We start from the raw sequence: 19,691 nt of genomic DNA, 5'->3' as shown, positions 1-19,691 counted from the left end.
CTCAGACCCCGGTGGCCCGGAGCAGCCGCTCGTAGTAGACCCCGGGGCCGCCGAACAGCAACTGGGATGCCGTGGCGCGCCGGTAGTACAGGTGCGCCGGGTGCTCCCAGGTGAACCCGATTCCGCCGTGCACCTGGATGTTCTCCGCGGCGGCGAACAGATAGGCCTCGGAGCAGACGATGTGGGCGACCGCCGCGGCCGTCCGGAGCGCGGCGGCGCCATCGGCGGCGACGTTCGCTGCCTCGGTCGCGGCGGCATCGGCCAGCTGGACCCGGGTGAACATGTCGGCGCACTTGTGCTTCACCGCCTGGAACGACCCGATCGCCCGGCCGAACTGCACCCGCTCGCGGGCGTAGGACGCACTGGCCTCGAGGCAGGCGCGGGCGCCGCCGACCTGCTCGGCCGCCAGCGCGGTGGTGGCCAGGTCGACTACCCGGTCCACGACGTCGGTAGCGCCGCCGACGGAGCCGACCAGCCGCGCCGGGACGTGTGCGAACTCCACGCGGGCCAGCGGACGCGTCCCGTCCAGCACGGCGAGCGGCGTGCGGGTCAGGCCCGGAGCGGTCGCCGGAACGGCGAACAGCGAGGGACCGTCCGGCGTCGTGGCCACGACCAGCAGGAGGTCGGCGGTGGCGCCGTCGAGCACCAGGCCGTGCGCGCCGGTCAGCGTCCAGCCGCTGCTGTCCGCCGCCGCTACCCCGATGCCGTCCGGACTCCAGTTCTCGCTCACCGCGAGCGTCGCGGTGCGGGTACCCGCCGCGATCGCCGGCAGGTGCTCCGCGCAGGCGACGTCGTCCTCGGAGGCCAGCAGCGCCGACGCGGCGAGGACGACCGTGGCGAGGAACGGGCTCGGCGTCAGTGCCCTGCCGAGCTCCTCGAACACGACGTGGAGCTCGGCGAAGCTGTAGCCGTCGCCGCCGTAGGCGGCCGGTAACGCCAGCGAGACGACGCCCAGCTCGGTGGCGAGCCCGGACCAGACGGCCGGGTCGTAGACACCGGCGTCGATGGTCCGGCGCACGACCTGCTCGTCGCTGCGTTCGGCCAGGTAGCTCCGGACGGCGGCGCGGAGTTCGTCGCGCTCGGCGGCGCTCGTGCGGACGCGATCGGTGGACAGCGCGGTCATCGGGCCCCTCCCGAGCGGCGCAGCTCGCGGAACGGCGTCGTACTGTCGATGCCCGGCTCCTTCGGCAGCCCGAGCACGCGCTCGGCCAGGATGTTCTTCATGATCTCCTCGGTTCCGCCGAGAATCCGCAGCGCCGGTGTGGACAGCAGCAGCTCGGTCCAGGAGTACGCGCCCCAGGCGCCGGTGTCGGCGATCAGCTTCGGCCCGAGCACCTCGGCCGCCAGGCGTGCGCCCCGGGTGAGGTTCTGCGCGTACAGCAGCTTCGAGACCGACGCCTCCGGGCCGGGCTGTACACCGGCTTGCGCCCGCCCGATCGCCTGGCGGTTGAGGGCCTCCGTCGCGGCTTGGTCGGCGTAGAGCCGCGCGAGTTCGCGTCGGACCGCCGGATCGCCGCGGCGTCCGTTCTGCTCCAGCAGCGCGGTGAGGAACGGCAGCGAGACGGCTCGGGCCGCCGGTCCGACACCTTCTCCGCCGACGGTGGCGCGCTCGTTCATCAGCGTCGTGAGCGCGGTGCGCCAGCCGCCGTCGACCGGGCCGAGCCGGTGGTCGTCGGGCACCCGGACGTCGGTCAGGAAGACCTCGTTGAAGTCGGCGCCGCCGGTCATCTGGCGTAGCGGCCGGACCTCGACGCCGGGAGCGGCCATGTCCACCAGGAAGGCGGTGATTCCACGGTGCTTGGGGGCGTCCGGATTCGTCCGGCAGAGCGCCATGCCGATTCCGGCGTGCTGGGCGATCGACGTCCAGACCTTCTGCCCGGTGAGGACCCACTCGTCACCGTCGCGGACCGCGCGGGTGGTCAGGCTGGCCAGGTCGGACCCGGCGCCCGGTTCGCTGAACAGCTGGCAGGCGATCACGTCGCCGGAGTACATCGCCGGGAGGTAGCGCTGTTTGATGTGCGGTTCGGCGTGCGCGAGGATCGTCGGCCCGATCATGCCGAGCCCGATCACGGCGAGCACGCCGGTGTCCGGCACGTCGTAGTCGGCTTCGATGCCGTCGTAGACCAGGTCGTGCAGCGTCGAGAGTCCGCGGCCGCCGTGCTCGGTCGGCCCGCTGATCCAGCCGAAACCCGCCTCGTAGCGGCGCCGCTGCCAGGCCCGCGCCGCGGCGACCTTCGCCGCGTCGACGTCCGGCGGATCCGTGCTGAAGTACGCGATCCGGTCCTCGCCGACTCCCCAGTCGACCGTCGTGGCCGGTGGCCGCCGCTCGGCGTTGGCGTCCAGGAACACCCGGACCTCGTCGGCGAACGTGCCCAGGTCCTCGCTCACGCGTCCTCCATCGTCACCACGGGGTGCAGTTCCGCGCCGGAGAGCAGAGCAGCACCGAGAGATGCGGTCAGCGACCGGTGGCCGCCGAGCAGCGCGTCGAGTGCGGCGCCCCGCGCGACGTACGCGTGGACGGGTCCTTCGCCGGCCACACCCATGGCCCCGCACACCTGGACCGCCGTGCGGAGCGTCCCTGCCTGGGCCAGCCCGGCCGCCCGCTTGGCGAGCGCCGCGGACCAGGGCGTCCCGTCCGCCTCGGCGGCGTCCAGCGTTGACCGCGCGGCCTCCAGGGCGACGTAGGCCTCCGCGAGGCGGTGCCGGACCGCCTGGAAGGAACCGATCGGCCGTCCGAACTGCGTGCGGCTCGTGGTGTGCTCCACGGCGAGGGACAGCGCGGAGTCGGTGACCCCGATCAGCTCGGCGGCGAGCGCGCGGCGCGCGGCCGCGATCGCCCGGTCCGGCGGTGGCCCGGCCGGTGGAGTCGTGTCCGGCCAGGGCACTTCGTCGACGACGAGCCAGCGCGACGTGCGGTCGAACCCGGAGGCGGGGGCGGCGGCGCGAGCCACCGCGTCGGCCGGAAGGCGCACCGGAGCCGCGTACTCCGTCAGGACGACCACCTCGTCGATCCCGTCCAGAGGTCCGAGGAGGACGCCCCGCCGGCCCGGGAGTCCGCCGCCGTCCGGATACGGGTAGAGGACAGCCCGACGTGCCGCCGACACCGGCGGAATCTCGTCGAGTACGACGCCGTCGAGCAGCCGGGACGTCGCCAACGCACGACCGTGCGCGGTGAACAGCAGCCGGGTCGCGGCGACCGGATCGGCGGCGCGGACGTCGTCCCAGCCCAGGTCGGTCAGCGCCGTCTCGGGGTGCTCGGGGGCAGCGGTGAAGACCGCGTGCAGGGAGGCGGTGAGCTGCTCCGCGGTGTCCCGGTCGAGGCCGGTGCTCATGCGGTGCGCTCGCGGGGGAGGCCGAGTACGTGGTCGGCGAGGATCGTCCGCTGCACCTCGGCGGAGCCGCCCATGATCGTGGCGGCGCGGCTGTACCACCAGTCCGCCCGCCAGGTGTCGGCGTCGGGATCGGGCCGCAGCAGGAATCCGGTTCCCGGGATGTCCCGCGCCAGGTCGTGCAGGTCGGTCTCCAGCTGTCCGAGGAGAATCTTGTCGACGCTCGCCTCCGGGCCGACCGGCTCACCGGCCGCGAGGCGCCGGACGGTGGCCGCGCTCCGGGATCGCAGCGCGATCAGGTCCGCGTAGCAGGCCCCGAACCGGCTCGTCGCACCGTCCGGCAGCGGGGACTGCGTCGCTTGTGCGCGGAGTTCCCGGAGGCGGCGCAGCGCCACCGCGGCCGACAGCCACGCGAACATCGCGCGCTCGAACTGGAGCAGGTACATCGCCACCGCCCAGCCCTGGCCCTCCGCGCCGATCAGCCGGTTCGTCGGGACCTGGACGTCGTCGAGAAAGATCTCTGCCAGCTCGTTGCGGCCGCTGGCCAGCCCGATCGGCCGGACGGAGACGCCGGGCGCGTCCGTGTCGACCATGAGCATCGTCAGCCCGCGATGCCGTTCGGCCGGGGTGCCGGTGCGGACCAGGCAGACCAGCCGCCGGGCGGTCGCACCGTGCGACGTCCAGATCTTCTGCCCTTCGACCCGGTAGACGTCCCCGTCCCGCGTGGCCCGGGTGCGCAGACCGGCCAGGTCGCTACCGGCGTCGGGCTCGGAGAACCCCTGCCCCCACCACTCCTCGCCGCGCAGGTAGGCCGGCACCACCTCGGCTGCGAGCGCGGGCGCGAACCGCAGCAGCGGCGGCCCGAGCGTCTCCAGCATCAGGTACGGCTCCGGTACCGGGAGCCCGGCGGCGGACAGCGCGTCGTACAGAACGGCGCGATGCCGCTCGTCGCCGCCCAGCCCACCCGCGTCGACCGGCCATCCGTACCGGTTCCACCCGGCGCGGTACAGCTCGCCGATCAGCCGCGCGTGGGAGGTGATCCGATCCTCGGTGGTGCCGTGGTGGAGGCCGCGCCAGCGGTCGAGATCCGGTGTGGACGCCAGATACTCCCGCACGCCCGCGGAGTACGCCAGGAGGTTGTCGGCCTCGATCAGGCCCGCGGTCATGCCCGGGTGCCCGGAGTACGGGACGCGGCCCGCGCCCGGGCGTTCTCCAGAAACGCGGTCACCAGGGCGCGGTGCTCCGGGGTGTCGAACGACTGGAACTCCTCGGCGAGCGCGTACTCGATCACCCCGGCGACCGCCCGCTTCAGGTGCAGGTTCAGCGCCCGCTTGGTGCTCTGCACCGCCTGTGGGGGCAGCGCCGCGAGCTTCGTCGCCAGCGTGACAGCCGCCTCCAGCGCCTCCCCGTCCGGAACGACCCGGTTGGCCAGGCCGAGCGCGACCGCCTAATCGGCCGGGATCCGCTCCCCGGTCAACAGGTACTCCTTGGCGCGCAGCATGCCCATCAGCAGCGGCCACGCCGGTGCGCCGCCGTCCGCCGCGGTCAGCCCGACCCCGACGTGCGGGTCGGCGATGTAGGCACTCTCGGCGATCAGGACGATGTCGCTGCAGCAGGCGAGGCTGCACCCGAGTCCGACGGCCGGGCCGTTGACCGCCGCGACGATCGGCAACGGGAAGTCGAGCATCTCGGCGACGAGCCGCCCGGCGTCGTCGATCTCCCGCCGGCGGGCGGCGCGGTCGTCCCAGAGGTCGACGAAGTGCTGCAGGTCGCCGCCCGCGCTGAACGCGCGGCCGGCGCCGGTGAGGACCACCGCCCTGGCCTCGGGGTCGGCCGCGAGGTGGTGCCAGACCTCGATGAGCGCCGTGTGTAGTGCCTCGTTGGTCGCGTTCAACGCCTCCGGCCGGTTGAGCGTCACTACGCGGACGGCGCCCCGGGACTCGACCAGCAGCTCCGGCCCGAACGGATCGCCCATGAACCTCTCCTCGTGTCGGCCGCTGTCGATAAAACCGTCATCACGGTCTAGGTGCTCGAATAAGCAGCTCGGATGAGAGCAGCTGGCTCCCGATCGCCCTTCATCCCACAAGTCTTTGACGAAACTGTCAAGTTCTCCTAACGTCGGGCCGCATCCGGTCTTCCCCGCCAGCGAAGGAGCGCCGAATGGGGCAGTTGAGCGCGGTCGGGACCTACCTCCCGCCGTGGGGGAGTCACACGGTTCGGGTCGCGGGCCGGGACGAAGACGTGGTCACGATGGGTGTCGCCGCAGGCAGGGCCGCGCTGAGCGGTCGGTCGGAGACGGTCGGCCGGGTCGTCCTCGTCAGCCGGGACCTGCCGCTGCTCGACGGGGGCAACGGGGCGGCGCTTCTCGCCGGGCTGGGACTTCCCTCCGACGTGCCGGTCGTGGAGCAGGTCGGAGGTGCGCCTGCCGCACTGGACGCCGTGGCGGGCGCCGCGCCGGGCACGCTGGTCATCGCGGCGGACCTCGCGCCGGCTGGTGCGGCGGCGGTCCTGGTGGACACGGTCGGCCCGGAGGTGGAGCCGGTGGCACGCGTGACCCGCAGCCTTCCGGTTCGCGCGCGGGGCCGCGACGGTGTGACCCGCGACTACGACGATCCCCGGCTGGAGCGGGATCGCGGGGCCGGCGTGGCCGTGGATCGTCTAGCGCTGCCGTCCAAGCCCGCGGTCGTGGCCGGGCTGGCGGCGCGGCAGGCCTCCGCGCTGGCTGAGGGCCGTCCACCGGCGTTGCCCACGACCGGAGCGAGCGCCGCGTTGTTCGCGCTGGCGGCACTGACCGGGGCCGGCCTCGTGCTCGCGGTGGAACAGGCGAGTGCCGCCGCCGTGACCGTGGACGGCCTGCCTGCGGTGGTCCGCCGGGACGAACGGTCCGCGGCGCCGATGGACGTTCAGCGGGAGACGCCGGGGCCCGAGATCGCACTGCCGCTCGCCGCCTACGAGCGGGCGTTCACCCCGAAGCTCCGGTGGGAGGCGGCGGCCTGCGCCGCCTGCGGAACGCTCGCGTTTCCGCCCCGGTACCGCTGCCTGGGGTGCGGCGCCGAGGGGCGCTGGGCGGCCGTGCCGTTGCCGCGTACCGGTGAGGTCTACACCGCGGTGACCGTCCACGTCCCCGTGCCCGGGATCGCGACGCCGTACTCGCTGGTGATCGTCGAGCTCGACGACGTCGGCGTGCGGGCGCTGGTACCGGTGACCGGCGTGCGGGCCGGGACCGCGGGGATCGGGGACCGCGGCCGGTTGGTCTTCCGCCGGATGGCGGTTCGGACCGGAATCCCCGACTACGGGTACGCGCTGCTGCCCGAGCGTCCGGACGAGGTTGACGGCTGGGTAACGACGGCGGGTTCGCCCGCGACGGAGGGTGGGCGATGAGGCGGGTCGCGGTCGTGGGAGCCGGCATGACGGCCTTCGGCGAGCACTTCGGGCTCGGGCTGAAGGACCTGGTGCCGATGGCGGTCACCGAGATGGCCGACAGCGTCGAGAAGGGACTGGACCGGGCCGATATCCAGGCCGCCTGGTTCGGGGAGCTGACCACCACCGACGGGTTTCCGTCCGGCATCCTGGCCGACTCGTGCGGCCTGCTCGACATTCCGGTGACCCGGGTGGAGAACGCGTGCGCGACCGGCAACGACGCGGTCCGCAACGCGACGTACGCGGTCGGCTCGGGCGTGGTGGACGTCGCCCTGGTGGTCGGTGCCGACAAGGTGCGCGAGTCCTCGGCCCGCAGCACGTTCTGGGAGTGGGCGGCGTTGACCCGCGACATGGCCTGGGACTACCCGCTGGGCCTGGTCGCACCGGCGAACTTCGCGCTGCACGTCGCCCGCTACCTCCACGAGTCGCCGGCCACCCGGGAGCACATGGCGATGGTGGCCGTGAAGAACCACCGGCACGCCGTGAGCAACCCGAAGGCGCAGCTGCGCTTCGAGATCACGGTCGAGCAGGCGCTGGCCGCGCCGATGGTCGTCGCACCGTTCGGCCTGTACGACTGCACGCCGCAGAGCGACGGGGCCGCCGCGCTGCTGCTCGTCGCCGAGGACGTCGTCGACCGGTACACCGATCGGCCGGTCTGGGTACGGGGCGTCGGGCTCGGCCTCGACCGGGTGATGCACCAGCACAAGACCGACATGACGACGTTCCCGCCGACGGTGAAGGCCGCGCGGGCCGCGTACACGATGGCGGGGCTCGGGCCGGACGACATCGACGTGGCCGAGGTGCACGACTGCTTCACCGGCGTGGAGATGATCTCGTACGAGGACCTCGGCTTCGCGCCCCGACTCGGTGCGTATCGGCTGGTGGAGGACGGCGTGACGAGCGTTGGCGGCGCCAAGCCGGTCAACCCCAGCGGCGGGCTGAAGGCGAAGGGGCATCCGCCGGGCGCGACCGGTGTGGCTCAGTGCGTGGAGTTGTTCGAGCAGCTCCGCGGTGAGTCGCACAACCAGGTGGACGGCGCCCGGAACGCCCTGGCGCACAACGTCGGTGGCCCGACCGCCGTCTCCGCGGTCACCGTGCTCTCGGTGGACCGCGGATGATCCGGGTTGGGATCGTCGGCGTCGGCTGGGGCGCCCGCGTGCAGGCGCCGGCGTTCCAGGCGGTGCCGGGCTACGAATTGGTCGGGCTCTGCGCCCGCACGCCCGAGCGGCTGGCGAAGGCGGCCGGGAAGCTGGGGGTCAGCGACGTCTCGACCGACTGGCGGTCGTTCGTGGAGCGGAACGACCTGGACCTGATCTCGGTCGCGACGCCGACCGGATCGCACCGGGAGATCACGCTCGCCGCGCTGGCCGCCGGCAAGGCCGTGCTCTGCGAGAAACCGCTGGCACTCGACGCCGCCGGTGCGGACGAACTGGTCCGGGCGGCCGCCGCGAGCGACCGCCCGGCAGCCTGCTGCTTCGAGAGCCGATGGCTACCGGACCGGCTGGCCCTGTGGGACGCCGTCCGCGGCGGTTATCTCGGGACGCCGTACTACGCGCAGGTCAACCGGAGCGCGTCGTACTGGCATCCGAGCCACCCGCTCCAGGCGACCTGGATGTACGACCGCGACCAGGGCGGCGGCTACCTGTCCGGGATCCTGGTGCACGACCTCGACCTGATCTGCACACTGCTCGGTGATCCGGTCGCCGTCTGCGCCGAGGTCCGGACGACGGTGCCGCGCCGGGAGCTCCCGGACGGCGGCACCCTCGCCGTGACCGCGGACGACACCGCGGCGCTGCTGCTGCGGCTGGCCTCCGGAGCGCTGGCCGTGCTGAGCGTCTCGGTGATGGGTGCGCACGCCGACCACGTCGGGCTGGAGCTGTTCGGCAGTAACGGCACGATCGTCGGGTCGGGCACGATCCGTGGGGCGGAGCTGCGGGCCGCCCGCGCCGAGGATCCGGGGCTCGCGCCGCTGCCGCTGTCCGACCGGCGCCCGCCCGGCGACGCGGAGTTGCCGGGTGGCCTGGCCGGGTCGGCGATCCGGGCGACGGCGCTGATGCTCGCCGACTGGCTGCCGGCGTTCGACGGTCAGCCGACCGACGTCCCCACGTTCGCGGACGGAGCGCGAGCGATCGCCGTCACCGACGCCGCCCGGCGCTCCGCCGAGGGTGCCGGCTGGGTCTCACTCCGGCGCTGACGGTTCGGAGCGGCCGACGCGTGCCAGCACCTCGGGGCGGGTGGTTCGCAGGACCAGCGCCCAGACCACCCCGCCGACGAAGGCACCGCCGAGACTCACCGGGAACAGCCAGCCGACCGCCGGGGCTACGTCCGCCAGGACGCTCGGCAGCCGGATGAGCGCGTAGACGAAGACGAAGCCGGTCACGACCATCGCGAAGGCCCCCGCGACCAGGTGGCCCTCCCACCCGAGGAAGCCGGTGTCGTCTTCCTCCGCGCCGCGCAGGAAGTACACGACCGCGGCGAGCGACGTCAGCGTGAGCACGGCGACGATGCCCAGGCCGCCCAGAACTCCGACCACCAGCGCCACCGCGGTGTTGTCGACCGACACCGCGACCAGCGCCAGCGGGCCGGCGATGAGCGGTGCGAGCCATCCGGCTCGCACCGGGGTACCACCGTGACGGCGGGTGCCCAGCGAAGCCGGGAGGACACCGTCCCGGGCGAGACCGGCGATCTGCCGGGCGACACTGTGGTGGATCGACGCCGACGCGCCCAGGGCGCCGAGGACCAGCGCCGCGGTGAACAGGTGCACCACGGTGATCACGTGCTCGGGGCCGACGAGGCGGCCGACCACCACGAGGACCAGCGGTTGGCCGTTGCCTCCGGTCTGGGACTCGTAGCTGCCCTGCGCGATCGACACCGCGTTCTCCGGTCCGGTCGCCACGCTGATCGCCCATCCGCTGACCAGCAGCACGACCGCCGCGACCGCGTAGGAGACGATCGTGGCCCTGGGCACCGTGCGCTGGGGGTCGGTCACCTCGTCGGCGTACGTGGCGCCGGTCTCCGAGCCCATGAACGACGTCAACGCGAAACACAGAGCCAGGCTGACCGACCCGCCCAGGAGCCAGGCCGGATCGATCGCGTCGTAGGAGATCCGGCCCTGGTCGGGTGTCGTGACCGCGCCGAAGTCGATCCAGAGGACGGCGATCGCCTGGCTGGCCGCCAGACCGAGGTACACCCGGCTCAGCGTCCGCAGCTGGAGCCGGCCGAGGCCGACCACCGCCGCGACCGCGATCACCAGGCTGACCTGCAGTGAGATGTGGACGTCGAACAGACCCTCGACGAACGAGGTGAGCACTCCGGCGAGCAGGACGAGGACGCCGCCGAGAAGAACGCTGTAGGACAGGACGGCCAGCACCGCGACTCCGAGGCCGATCGTCGGCCCGAGCCCGTGGGTCACGAACGCGTAGAGACCACCGCTGTGCCGGATCCGCCGGGCCAGGCCGCCGTAGGCGATCGCGAAGACCAGCAGCACCCCGCCGCCGAGGCCGAAGACGAGGGGCGTCGCCACGACACCACTGAACTGGTAGGTCGTGGGCATGACGCTCCACAGCATCACCAGCGGCGCATGCGTCATCGTCGTGATCAGCACCAGCTCCGGTATGCCGACCGGTTTGGCCCGGGGGCGCCGGCGCGGCCGGCCGATCGCGCCGGTGCTGGGTGCCGTGGGGTAGGCCGGCGGCAGAGCGTCGACCCGGCCCCGCGCCCCACCGGCCGGGACCCGCTGTGCCGGAGCCCACGGTGGGGGTGCCGCCGTGGCGGGCGCGTTGCCCCAGCCGGGGGATCCGGAGCCGGTGATGCGGTCAGGCGCGTCGTCGCGCATGAGCGGTACTCCCAGAGTCGGAAAGACGGGTCGCGGCGACGGGCGGCGGCGAGCGGCCGGCCGCGGGCTGGGGCGACTCTGACATCACGTCTACTGATTGGCAAGAGGTGAGGCTCATGGGATTTGAGGTATTGCCTGGGGATAGCCGCGCTGAAGCGCCCACCCATGGCCGACCCACCGCCATATTCTGACCTGACGTCTTCGTGTGGCCCCGGGAGGGCTCCCGCGCAGGCAATCGTAGACGCTGCGTCAGATTCTGCTTAGAGTGCGCAGGTAATTCTGCGAGTGGAGGCAGTGTGGCTTCTGACGTCGGGTTCGAGCACGTCGACGTGGTGGTCGTCGGCGCCGGGTTCGCCGGTCTGTACGCGGTGCACCGCTTGCGGGAACTGGGTTTCTCGGTGCGGGCGTTCGAGGCCGGAGGCGACGTCGGCGGTACGTGGTATTGGAATCGCTACCCCGGCGCGCGGTGCGACATCGAGAGCCTTGAGTACTCCTACTCGTTCTCTCCCGCGCTCCAGCAGGAGTGGGTGTGGAGCCGCCGCTATCCGGAGCAACCGGAGATGCTGCGCTACGCCCAGCACGTGGCCGACCGGTTCGCGCTGCGCGAGGCGATCACGTTCGGAACCCGCGTGACCTCGGCGGAGTTCGACACCGACCACTGGGCGATCCGGACCGACGCCGGCCACCAGATCCAGACGCGCTTCTGCGTGCTGGCCACCGGATGCCTCTCGGCGGCCCAGATCCCCGAGATCGCCGGACGCGAGTCCTTCGCCGGAGCGACCTATCACACGGCGCGGTGGCCGCAGGAGGGCGTGGACTTCGCCGGGCAGCGGGTGGCAGTGATCGGCACCGGCGCGTCCGGCATCCAGGCGGTCCCGCTCATCGCGGAGCAGGCCGACCACCTCACGGTCTTCCAGCGCACCGCCAACTTCAGCGTCGCCGGGTCGAACGAGCCCCTTCCGAGGGACGAGATGCGCGAACGTCAGGCGCACTACGCCGAGTTCCGGGAGCGTGCCCGCCGGTCGTTCGGAGGTGTCCTCCTGCGTCAGAACCGGGTGTCCGCTCTGGCGGTTTCGGAGGTGGAGCGGGCGGCGGAGTTCGCATCCCGGTGGGGGACCGGTGGCTTCTCCTTCATGGCCGCGTTCGACGACCTGATCTTCGACCCGGCCGCGAACGAGCACGCCGCGGAGTTCGTCCGGCAGAAGATCCGCGACATCGTGACCGACCCGGCGACGGCCGACCTGCTGACACCGCGCGACCACCCGATCGGAACGAAGCGGATCTGTGTCGACAGCGGCTATTACGCGACGTTTAACCGGAACAACGTGACGCTCGTCGACCTCCGCGCGACGCCGATCGAGCGCCTCACGCCCGGCGGTCTCCGCGTCGGCGGCCAGGAGTACGCGGTGGACAGCATCGTGTTCGCCACCGGCTTCGACGCGATGACCGGGGCGGTGCTGCGCATGGACATCCGCGGTCGGGACGCCCGGACGATCCAGGAGAAGTGGAGCGGCGGACCGACGACCTATCTGGGCCTCGCCGTCGCGGGGTTTCCCAACCTGTTCCTGATCGCCGGACCGGGGAGCCCGTCGGTGATCAGCAATGCCTTCCTCTCGATCGAGCAGCACGTCGACTGGATCGGCGACTGCCTGGTCATGATGCGCGATCAGGGTCTGGCGACGATCGAGGCCGAGCCCGAGGCCGAGGCCGCCTGGGTGGATCACGTCAACGAGGTCGCCGACCGGACGCTCTACGTCAAGGCCGACTCCTGGTACCTCGGCGCCAACGTCCCCGGCAAGCCTCGGATGTTCATGCCCTACATCGGCGGCGTGAGCCGGTACCGCAAGCGGTGCGATGCCGTCGCGGCAACCGACTACGAGGGTTTCACCACGTCCTAGGAGGCCGCTGCGATGCCCATCGATCTGTCCTTGCTCGGCGACCCGGCCCGGGTCGCCGTGGTGATCTCGGAGATGCAGCGGGGGATCGTCGGTGACCTGGCCCGGCCACCGATGGCGGCGATGCGCGACGCGCTCGTCGAACACGGCACGATCAGCGCGCTCGCCCGGCTGGTGGCCGGGGCGCGGGCCGCCGACGTCGCGGTGGTGCACGCGACGCTCCAGTACCGGCGCGACCGCCTCGGCCTGACCGTCAACACCCCGTTGATGGCCGTCATGACCGCCGACCCCGAGTACCTCGTCGCCGGGACGCCGGACACCGAGGTGATCCCCGAACTGGCGCCGGAACCGCGTGATCTGGTCGCCGCCCGGTACCACGGGCTGTCCGCGTTCACCGGCACCGAGCTCGACGCTCTTCTCCGGGCGATGGGCGTGGAGACGCTCGTGCTCGGCGGCGTCTCGCTCAACGAGGCGGTGATCGGGATGGCGATCGAGGCGGCCAACCTGGGCTACCGCGTGGTGATCCCGTCCGACGCGGTCATGGGCCTGCCGTACGAGTTCGGTCAGGACGTACTCCGCTACGCGATGCGCCTGTTGGGGCCGGTCGTTTCGGTGGAGACGATCCTGGCGATCTGGGATCGGAAGTCTTGCCAATTCTCCGATTGATCTGACAGTGTGTCTACTAATTACCGGCCGAGAAACCGCAGAGTAGTGACTGTTCTGACGCGCTGCGTGGCAGATGTGCGGGTCGAGGAGGACACGATGGCCGAGCAGCGGCGACTAGTGGTGTGTGCTAGCCACAGCCCAGGAATGGAGCGCGACACCGAGCGGGTCGAAGGCACCGAGTTCCGCGCCGGCCTGGCCCGCGCCCGCGACCTGGTGACCGAGTTCGACCCCGAGCTGGTGGTCCTCTTCGGCGGCGACCACCGCCGCGCGTTCCGCACCGTGGTCCCGTCGTTCGCCGTCTCCCTCTCGGCCGGGATCATCGCCGAGGGCAACCACGGCCCCGCAGCCCTCGACGTTCCGTACGGCACCGCCCGGAACCTGACCGAGCATCTGCTCACCGCCGGCATCGACATCGCCGTCTGCCGCGACGTCGACCTCGACCACGCGTTCGCGCAGCCGCTGCGCGATCTGCTCGGCGCGGTGGACGCGCGGCCGGTCATCCCGGTGGCCGTCAACTGCGCGACGGCGCCGCTTCCCCGAGCAGGCCGTGTCCTGGCGCTCGGCCGGGCGGTCGCCAACTTCCTCGACGACGTGGGCGCGCGGGTGCTCGTCATCGGCACCGGTGGCCTGTCCCACTCGCCACCGAGCCTGGAGGTCGACGCCTACGAACTGGACGACGACGAGCGCGCCAGGCTCATCGCCGAGGGCTCGGAGGCCGCGCGCACCAAGATCCGGCCCGACTGGGACCGGGCGTTCCTGACCGCGATGGCGTCCTGGGACACCGACCGCCTGACGGAGCTGACCGACCACGCGCACCAGGACGCCGGCGCCGGTGCGAACGAGGTACGCACCTGGCTGGCCGCGGGCGCCGCCGGTGGTGGCCGATCGCTGCGGCAGCTGGTGTACCAGCCCGTGCCGGAGTGGATCACCGGTATGGCCGCGGTCGCGTCGGCCTGAACCCCTTCCGTAGTCCCTCCCAGCCGTCCGCACTCGCGTCCGAAGGTGTTCGTCATGGCGGAGAAGTTTGATGTGGTCGTGCTCGGCAGTGGAGCCGCGGGGCTCACGGCGGCGTTCACCGCGGCCGCGTCCGGCCTGTCGGTCGGCGTGTTCGAGAAGGCCGCGGAGGTCGGCGGCACCACCGCGTGGTCGGGGGGCAACGTCTGGATACCGAACAACCCGCTGATGGCCGGGGTCGGCGTCCACGACAGCGACGACGAGGCGTTCACGTACCTCATGTCGCTCTCCCGCGGCCTGCTCTCCGAGCCGCTGGTCCGGGCCTACCTGCAGGCCGGCCCGGAGATGGTCGAATTCCTGGACGCCAGGGCCGGTACCGAGTTCTACGTCGCCGAGGGCTTCCCGGACTACCACCCCGAGCATCCGGGCGGGAAGCCCGAGGGCGGCCGCACGCTCGAGACGCCGCTGTTCCCGTTCGACGAGCTCGGCGCCTGGCACCACCGGGTGACGCCCGGCCCGTACTTCGCCGAACTGCACCTCGTCCAGCGGGAGACGCCGATCGGAGCGGCGGTGCCCCAGCCGCCGTCGGCCGAGGAACTCGCGCGGCGGCGGATCCGGGACGAACGCGGACGCGGCCAGTCCCTGGTGGGCCGCCTGCTCAAGGCATGCCTGGACAGCGGGGTGGTGGTGCGCACCGACCACCGCGCCACCGAGCTGGTGGTCCGCGACGGCCGGGTGAGTGGTGTGCGCTTCGACGGATCCGCCGAGGTCGACGCCTCCCGCGGGGTGGTACTCGCCACCGGTGGCTTCGAGTGGAACGAGGAGTACAAGAAGGCGTTCCTGCGGGGTCCGCTGACCCACCCGGTCACGATGCCGACGTCCGAGGGCGACGGCCTGCGGATGGCGATGAAGGTCGGCGTCTCCCTGGGCAACATGCGCGAGGCCTGGTGGAGCCCGGTCGCGGTACTGCCCGACGGGGTCAATCCGATGAACCGCGTCATGGTCAACGCGGACCGCACCCGCCCGCGTTCGATCATCGTCAACCGCAGCGGGCGGCGCTTCACGAACGAGGCTGCCAACTACAACGCGTTCGGCGGTGCGTTCCACGCCGAGGACGTCACGACGTTCGACTACGCGAACCTGCCGTGCTGGCTGGTGTTCGACCAGGAGTACCTGCGCCGGTACGGAACCGTCGGCCCCTACCCGCCGAATGAGGAACCGCCGCCGTGGCTGATCACCGGGGCCTCGCTCGGAGAGCTGGCCGACCGCCTCGGTGTGCCCGCCGACGAGTTCGAGCGCACGGTGACCCGCTGGAACGGGCACGCCGCGGCCGGACACGACCCGGACTTCCGCCGGGGCGAGAGCGCGCACGACCGCTGGTGGGGCGATCCGTACCTCAAGGGCAAGCCCGAGGCGACGCTTGGCCCGCTCGACGAACCGCCGTTCTACGCGGTTCCGCTGGTCAGCGGCGCGCTGGGCACCAAGGGCGGTCCGCAGACCGACGCTGAGGCCCGAGTGCTCGACCTCGACGGGGTGCCGATCGAGGGCTTCTACGCGGCCGGCAACGTGATGGCCTCCCCGTTCGGGATGACCTATGGCGGTGCGGGCGGGACGCTCGGCCCGGCGATGGTCTACGGGTACATCGCGGGACGCCACCTGGCCGGGCGTCCCGCGTGACCGACCTACTCTACGACCTGGTCGCCGCTCGCGCCGAAGCGACACCGGACGCGCTGCTCGTCGTCGACGAGCGCCGTCGGCGGATGACGTTCGGCCAGTTCCGGGACGCGGTCGAGCGAACCGCCGCGGGATTGGTCGGGCGTGGCGTCGGAGCGGGCACGGTCGTGTCCTGGCAGCTGCCGAGCTGGATCGAGACGATCGTGCTCACGTTCGCGCTGTCCCGGCTGGGCGCCGTCCAGAACCCGCTGATCATGATGCTGCGCGAGCCGGAGGTGGAGTTCATCTGCCGGCAGGTGGGCGCCGACCTGCTGATCGTGCCGCCGGCGTTCCGGGGCCACGACCACGCGGTGATGGCCCGGAACGTCGCCGCGCGCGTCCCCGGGCTCGACGTGTTGGTCACCGACGGCGCGCTGCCGTCCGGCGACCCGGAACTGCTGCCGGCCGAAGCGTCCGGGCCGGTGAACCGGTGGGCGTTCTACACCTCCGGCACCACGTCCGCGCCGAAGGGCGCCCGGCACACCGACGCCGGGTTGATCGCCGCCGCACGTGTCTTCTGCCAACGGATCGCGCCGGAGCCGGACGACCGGATCGCCGCGCTCGCGCCGCTCGCACACGTCGGCGGCGTCCTCCACGTCGTCGCGGCGCTGATGTCCGGGGCCGGTCTGATCATCACCGACGTCTTCGAACCCGCCGCGACCGCCCGGCTGCTCGCCGAGGAGGGCGTCACCTACGGAGGCAACGGCACCCCGTTCGTGCGCGCGTTCCTGGCCGAGCAGCGCACACGGCCGGACGTGCCGCTGTTCCCCCGGCTGAAGTGTTTCCTGATCGGCGGCGCTCCCCGCCCGCGCGACCTGCACCAGCAGGTCCGCGGTGAACTCGGCGGCACCGGCATCGCGTCCGGCTTCGGTCTGACCGAGTGCCCGTTCTTCGCCTGGGCCTCACCGCTCGCCGACGACGCGACGATGGCGACCACCGAGGGACCGCCCGGCCCGGACTGCGCGGCGTTGATCGTGCGCGACGACGGCACACGTGCCCCGACCGGGGAGGCCGGTGAGCTGCGGCTGAAAGGCCCCCAGCTCACCGTCGGCTACGTCGACCCCGCCCTGGACGCCGACGCGTTCGACGCCGAGGGCTGGTTCAAGACCGGCGACCTGGCGTTTCTCGACGCCGCAGGCAACCTCACGATCACCGGCCGGCTCAAGGACGTGATCATCCGCAACATGGAGAACATCTCGGCGCGCGAGGTCGAAGACCTGCTCGCCGGGTGTCCCGGGCTGGCGGACTGGACCGTGATCGGACTGCCCGACCCGCGGACCGGCGAGCGCGTCTGCGCGGTGGTCGTCGGTGAGCCGGGCGGACCGCTGCCGACGCTGGAGGCCGTGTGCGCCTACCTGCGCTCGCAGGGTCTCAACCTGCGCAAGTTACCGGTGCAGCTCGAGGTCGTCGACGAGGTGCCCCGCAACGCCATGGGCAAGGTCGCCAAGGCGGCCCTCGCCCGACGCTTCGATCATTTCCAGCCCGCACAGTGAGGTGCTCCCGTGACGCTGCCCGCCTTCACCCCTGAACCACGCCTACTCATCGACGGGAAGCTCGTCGAATCCTCCGACGGCTCGACGTTCGACAACGTCAACCCCGCGACCGAGGAGGTGCTCGGCCAGGTCGCGAACGGCACCAAGGCCGACATGCAGCGCGCGATCGGGGCCGCGCGCCGCGCCTTCGACGAGGGGGTGTGGGCCACTGACCGGGCATTCCGGCGGCGCTGCCTCGAGCAGCTGCAAACCGCCCTGGAATCCGAGCGGGAACAACTCCGGGCCGAGCTGGTGGCCGAGGCGGGCACCCCGGTCGCGCTCACCTACGCGGCGCAGCTGGACTGGCCGCTCGCCGATGCGCTCACCTGGCCGGCCGCGATGATCGACGAGTTCGAGTGGGAGCGCGAACTGCCCGACGGCAACCTGATGGGGCGGGCCAAGCGGGCGGTCCGCAAGGAGCCGATCGGCGCGATCGGTGCGGTGGTGCCGTGGAACTTCCCGTTCGAGGTGACCGTCAACAAGCTGGGGCCGATCCTCGCGATGGGCAACACCGTCGTCCTCAAACCCGCGCCGGACACCCCCTGGAACGCCACCCGCCTCGGCCGGTTGATCGCCGAGCACACCGAGATCCCGGCCGGCGTTGTCAACGTCGTCGCCTCCGCCGACCACCTGGTGGGGGAGGAGCTCACGCTCGACCCCCGGATCGACCTGATCTCGTTCACCGGCTCCACGACCACCGGGAAGCGCATCATGGAGCGCGGCGCGGCGACCTTGAAGCGGGTGTTCCTCGAGCTGGGCGGCAAGTCCGCGATGATCGTCTGCGACGACGCCGACTTCGCCGCGGTACTGCCCGGCGCCGGTATCGCCTGCATGCACGCCGGACAGGGGTGTGCGCTGCAGACCAGGATCCTGCTGCCGCGGTCCCGGTACGCGGAGGGCGTGGAGATCCTCACCCAGGTCGTCGCCGGCATCCCCTACGGCGACCCGACCGATCTCGGGACGCTGTCCGGCCCGCAGGTCAGCGCCCTGCAGCGTGACCGCGTGCAGGCCCACATCGACCGGGCGATCGCGGACGGCGCCCGGCTGGTCGTCGGCGGTGGGCGCCCCGCACACCTCACCCGCGGCTGGTTCATCGAACCGACCCTGTTCGTGGACGTCGACAACTCCTCGGCGCTGGCTCAGCAGGAGGTGTTCGGGCCGGTACTGGCCGTCATCCCCTACGACGACGACGCCGACGCGGTGCGGATCGCCAACGACAGCCCATACGGCTTGTCCGGCGGTGTGTACTCCGCGTCCACCGAGCGGGCACTCCGCCTCGCCGGGCAGATCCGGACCGGCTCGATCGGCGTCAACGGTGGTCTCTGGTACGGCGCCGATGCTCCTTACGGGGGGTACCGTTCAAGCGGTATAGGGCGTCAGAACGGGATCGAAGGCCTGGAGATGTACACCGAGACGAAACTGCTCGGTTGGCCCGCCTGAGTAGCCTCGCCACAACGGAAGAAGGACTGAAATGTCTGATCGTCTCGCCGGGAGAGTCGCGCTGGTCACCGGCGCTGCCCGAGGTCAGGGCCGTAGTCATGCGCTACGGCTGGCTGAGGAGGGCGCCGACATCATCGCCGTCGACATCTGCCAGGACATCGAGACCAACCACTACCCGCTCTCGACGCTCGACGATCTGGCGGAGACTGCGCGTCAGATTGAGAAGCTGGACCGCCGGGTGGTCACGCGCCAGGCCGACGTTCGGGAGCGCTCCGCGCTGGCCGCCGCGGTCGACGCGGGCGTGGCCGAACTCGGGCGGCTCGACATCGTCGTCGCCAACGCGGGGATCTGCCCGCTCGGCCCCGACGTGCCGCCGCAGGGCTTCCTCGACGCGGTCTCGGTCGACCTGGTCGGGGTGATCAACGCGGTCGACGTGGCGCTGCGACACCTCACCGCCGGTGCGTCGATCATCGCCACCGGCTCGGTCGCCGGCCTGCTGCCGGGCAGCGTCGACAACCCGGCGAACGGACCCGGGGGAGCTGGCTACGGCCACGCCAAGCGGGGGGTCGCCCGGTTCGTCCACGACCTCGCGCTCCAACTCGCGCCGCACTCGATCCGGGTCAACGCCGTGCACCCGACGAACGTCAACACCGACATGCTCAACAGCGCGCCGATGTACAAGATCTTCCGCCCCGACCTGGAGAACCCCACCCGCGAGGACGCCGTGCCCGCGTTCGGGGCGATGCAGCCGATGCCGATCGGGTTCGTCGAACCGCAGGACATCAGCAACGCGGTCCTCTTCCTCGCCTCCGACGAAGCGCGATACGTCACCGGGCTTCAGCTGAAGGTCGACGCGGGTGCGCTGCTCGCCGCCACCTCGTCCGGCGCCCCCGGCTGAGCCGAGCGC

At 72.1% G+C, this 19,691-nt stretch carries 15 protein-coding genes and 1 pseudogene; 10 read left to right on the top strand and 6 right to left on the bottom strand.

Features of this window, described 5'->3' with window-relative positions:
* Nucleotide 1: 1 nt before the first annotated feature.
* From BUB75_RS13400 to BUB75_RS48485, 5 genes and pseudogenes are all read right to left on the bottom strand, one after another.
* Nucleotides 2-1,123: an acyl-CoA dehydrogenase family protein gene (locus tag BUB75_RS13400; protein ID WP_073256631.1), complete on the bottom strand. Its 1,122-nt coding sequence runs from the start codon at nucleotides 1,121-1,123 to the stop codon at nucleotides 2-4.
* Nucleotides 1,120-2,388 carry an acyl-CoA dehydrogenase family protein gene (locus tag BUB75_RS13395; protein ID WP_073256628.1) on the bottom strand — a complete coding sequence of 423 codons (1,269 nt, stop codon included), beginning with the start codon at nucleotides 2,386-2,388 and terminating at the stop codon, nucleotides 1,120-1,122. The genes BUB75_RS13400 and BUB75_RS13395 overlap by 4 nt, the downstream gene beginning before the upstream one ends.
* Nucleotides 2,385-3,332 carry an acyl-CoA dehydrogenase family protein gene (locus BUB75_RS13390; protein WP_073256625.1) on the bottom strand — a complete coding sequence of 316 codons (948 nt, stop codon included), beginning with the start codon at nucleotides 3,330-3,332 and terminating at the stop codon, nucleotides 2,385-2,387. The genes BUB75_RS13395 and BUB75_RS13390 overlap by 4 nt, the downstream gene beginning before the upstream one ends.
* A complete protein-coding gene (locus BUB75_RS13385) occupies nucleotides 3,329-4,495 on the bottom strand; it encodes an acyl-CoA dehydrogenase family protein (protein WP_073256622.1) in 1,167 nt (388 codons plus the stop codon). The genes BUB75_RS13390 and BUB75_RS13385 overlap by 4 nt, the downstream gene beginning before the upstream one ends.
* Nucleotides 4,492-5,304 (bottom strand): annotated as a pseudogene (locus tag BUB75_RS48485) (enoyl-CoA hydratase/isomerase family protein). Before BUB75_RS48485 ends, BUB75_RS13385 begins: the two are co-directional and overlap by 4 nt.
* 185 nt (nucleotides 5,305-5,489) lie before the next feature.
* Between BUB75_RS48485 and BUB75_RS13375 the strand changes: the two are divergent.
* The 3 genes from BUB75_RS13375 to BUB75_RS13365 are packed head-to-tail and all read left to right on the top strand — an operon-like array spanning nucleotide 5,490 to nucleotide 8,943.
* A complete protein-coding gene (locus BUB75_RS13375) occupies nucleotides 5,490-6,710 on the top strand; it encodes a Zn-ribbon domain-containing OB-fold protein (protein ID WP_073256619.1) in 1,221 nt (406 codons plus the stop codon).
* Entirely contained in the window at nucleotides 6,707-7,867 is a 1,161-nt protein-coding gene (locus BUB75_RS13370; RefSeq protein WP_073256616.1) for a thiolase family protein, read from the top strand. Before BUB75_RS13375 ends, BUB75_RS13370 begins: the two co-directional genes overlap by 4 nt.
* Complete coding sequence (locus tag BUB75_RS13365; RefSeq protein WP_073256613.1) at nucleotides 7,864-8,943, top strand: Gfo/Idh/MocA family protein; 1,080 nt, start codon at nucleotides 7,864-7,866, stop codon at nucleotides 8,941-8,943. Before BUB75_RS13370 ends, BUB75_RS13365 begins: the two co-directional genes overlap by 4 nt.
* On the opposite strand, the gene BUB75_RS13360 is transcribed toward BUB75_RS13365, so the two are convergent.
* Nucleotides 8,929-10,584, bottom strand: a complete 1,656-nt coding sequence (locus BUB75_RS13360) for an APC family permease (RefSeq protein WP_073256610.1) — start codon at nucleotides 10,582-10,584, stop codon at nucleotides 8,929-8,931. The genes BUB75_RS13365 and BUB75_RS13360 overlap by 15 nt on opposite strands.
* A 296-nt stretch (nucleotides 10,585-10,880) precedes the next feature.
* Here BUB75_RS13360 and BUB75_RS13355 point away from each other — a divergent pair, with 296 nt between their 5' ends.
* The 7 genes from BUB75_RS13355 to BUB75_RS13325 all read left to right on the top strand — a co-directional run bounded on the left by BUB75_RS13355 (nucleotide 10,881) and on the right by BUB75_RS13325 (nucleotide 19,682).
* Nucleotides 10,881-12,482, top strand: coding sequence for a flavin-containing monooxygenase (locus tag BUB75_RS13355; RefSeq protein WP_073256607.1), 1,602 nt, complete (start codon nucleotides 10,881-10,883; stop codon nucleotides 12,480-12,482).
* A gap of 12 nt (nucleotides 12,483-12,494) precedes the next feature.
* Nucleotides 12,495-13,145, top strand: a complete 651-nt coding sequence (locus tag BUB75_RS13350; protein ID WP_073256604.1) for a cysteine hydrolase family protein — start codon at nucleotides 12,495-12,497, stop codon at nucleotides 13,143-13,145.
* Nucleotides 13,146-13,241: 96 nt separating this feature from the next.
* The gene (locus BUB75_RS13345) at nucleotides 13,242-14,102 is read left to right on the top strand and encodes a 3-carboxyethylcatechol 2,3-dioxygenase (protein WP_073257221.1); all 861 of its coding nucleotides are present in this window, start codon (nucleotides 13,242-13,244) and stop codon (nucleotides 14,100-14,102) included.
* A gap of 54 nt (nucleotides 14,103-14,156) precedes the next feature.
* Complete coding sequence (locus tag BUB75_RS13340) at nucleotides 14,157-15,776, top strand: FAD-dependent oxidoreductase (protein ID WP_073256601.1); 1,620 nt, start codon at nucleotides 14,157-14,159, stop codon at nucleotides 15,774-15,776.
* The gene (locus BUB75_RS13335) at nucleotides 15,773-17,305 is read left to right on the top strand and encodes a class I adenylate-forming enzyme family protein (protein ID WP_073256598.1); all 1,533 of its coding nucleotides are present in this window, start codon (nucleotides 15,773-15,775) and stop codon (nucleotides 17,303-17,305) included. Before BUB75_RS13340 ends, BUB75_RS13335 begins: the two co-directional genes overlap by 4 nt.
* A 9-nt stretch (nucleotides 17,306-17,314) precedes the next feature.
* Nucleotides 17,315-18,784, top strand: a complete 1,470-nt coding sequence (locus BUB75_RS13330; RefSeq protein WP_073256595.1) for an aldehyde dehydrogenase family protein — start codon at nucleotides 17,315-17,317, stop codon at nucleotides 18,782-18,784.
* Nucleotides 18,785-18,815: 31 nt separating this feature from the next.
* Entirely contained in the window at nucleotides 18,816-19,682 is an 867-nt protein-coding gene (locus BUB75_RS13325; protein ID WP_073256592.1) for a mycofactocin-coupled SDR family oxidoreductase, read from the top strand.
* The last annotated feature ends 9 nt before the right edge of the window (nucleotides 19,683-19,691 follow it).

The organism is Cryptosporangium aurantiacum, assembly GCF_900143005.1.
Lineage (GTDB): Bacteria > Actinomycetota > Actinomycetes > Mycobacteriales > Cryptosporangiaceae > Cryptosporangium > Cryptosporangium aurantiacum.
This window is presented reverse-complemented; position numbering and strand designations above follow the sequence as displayed.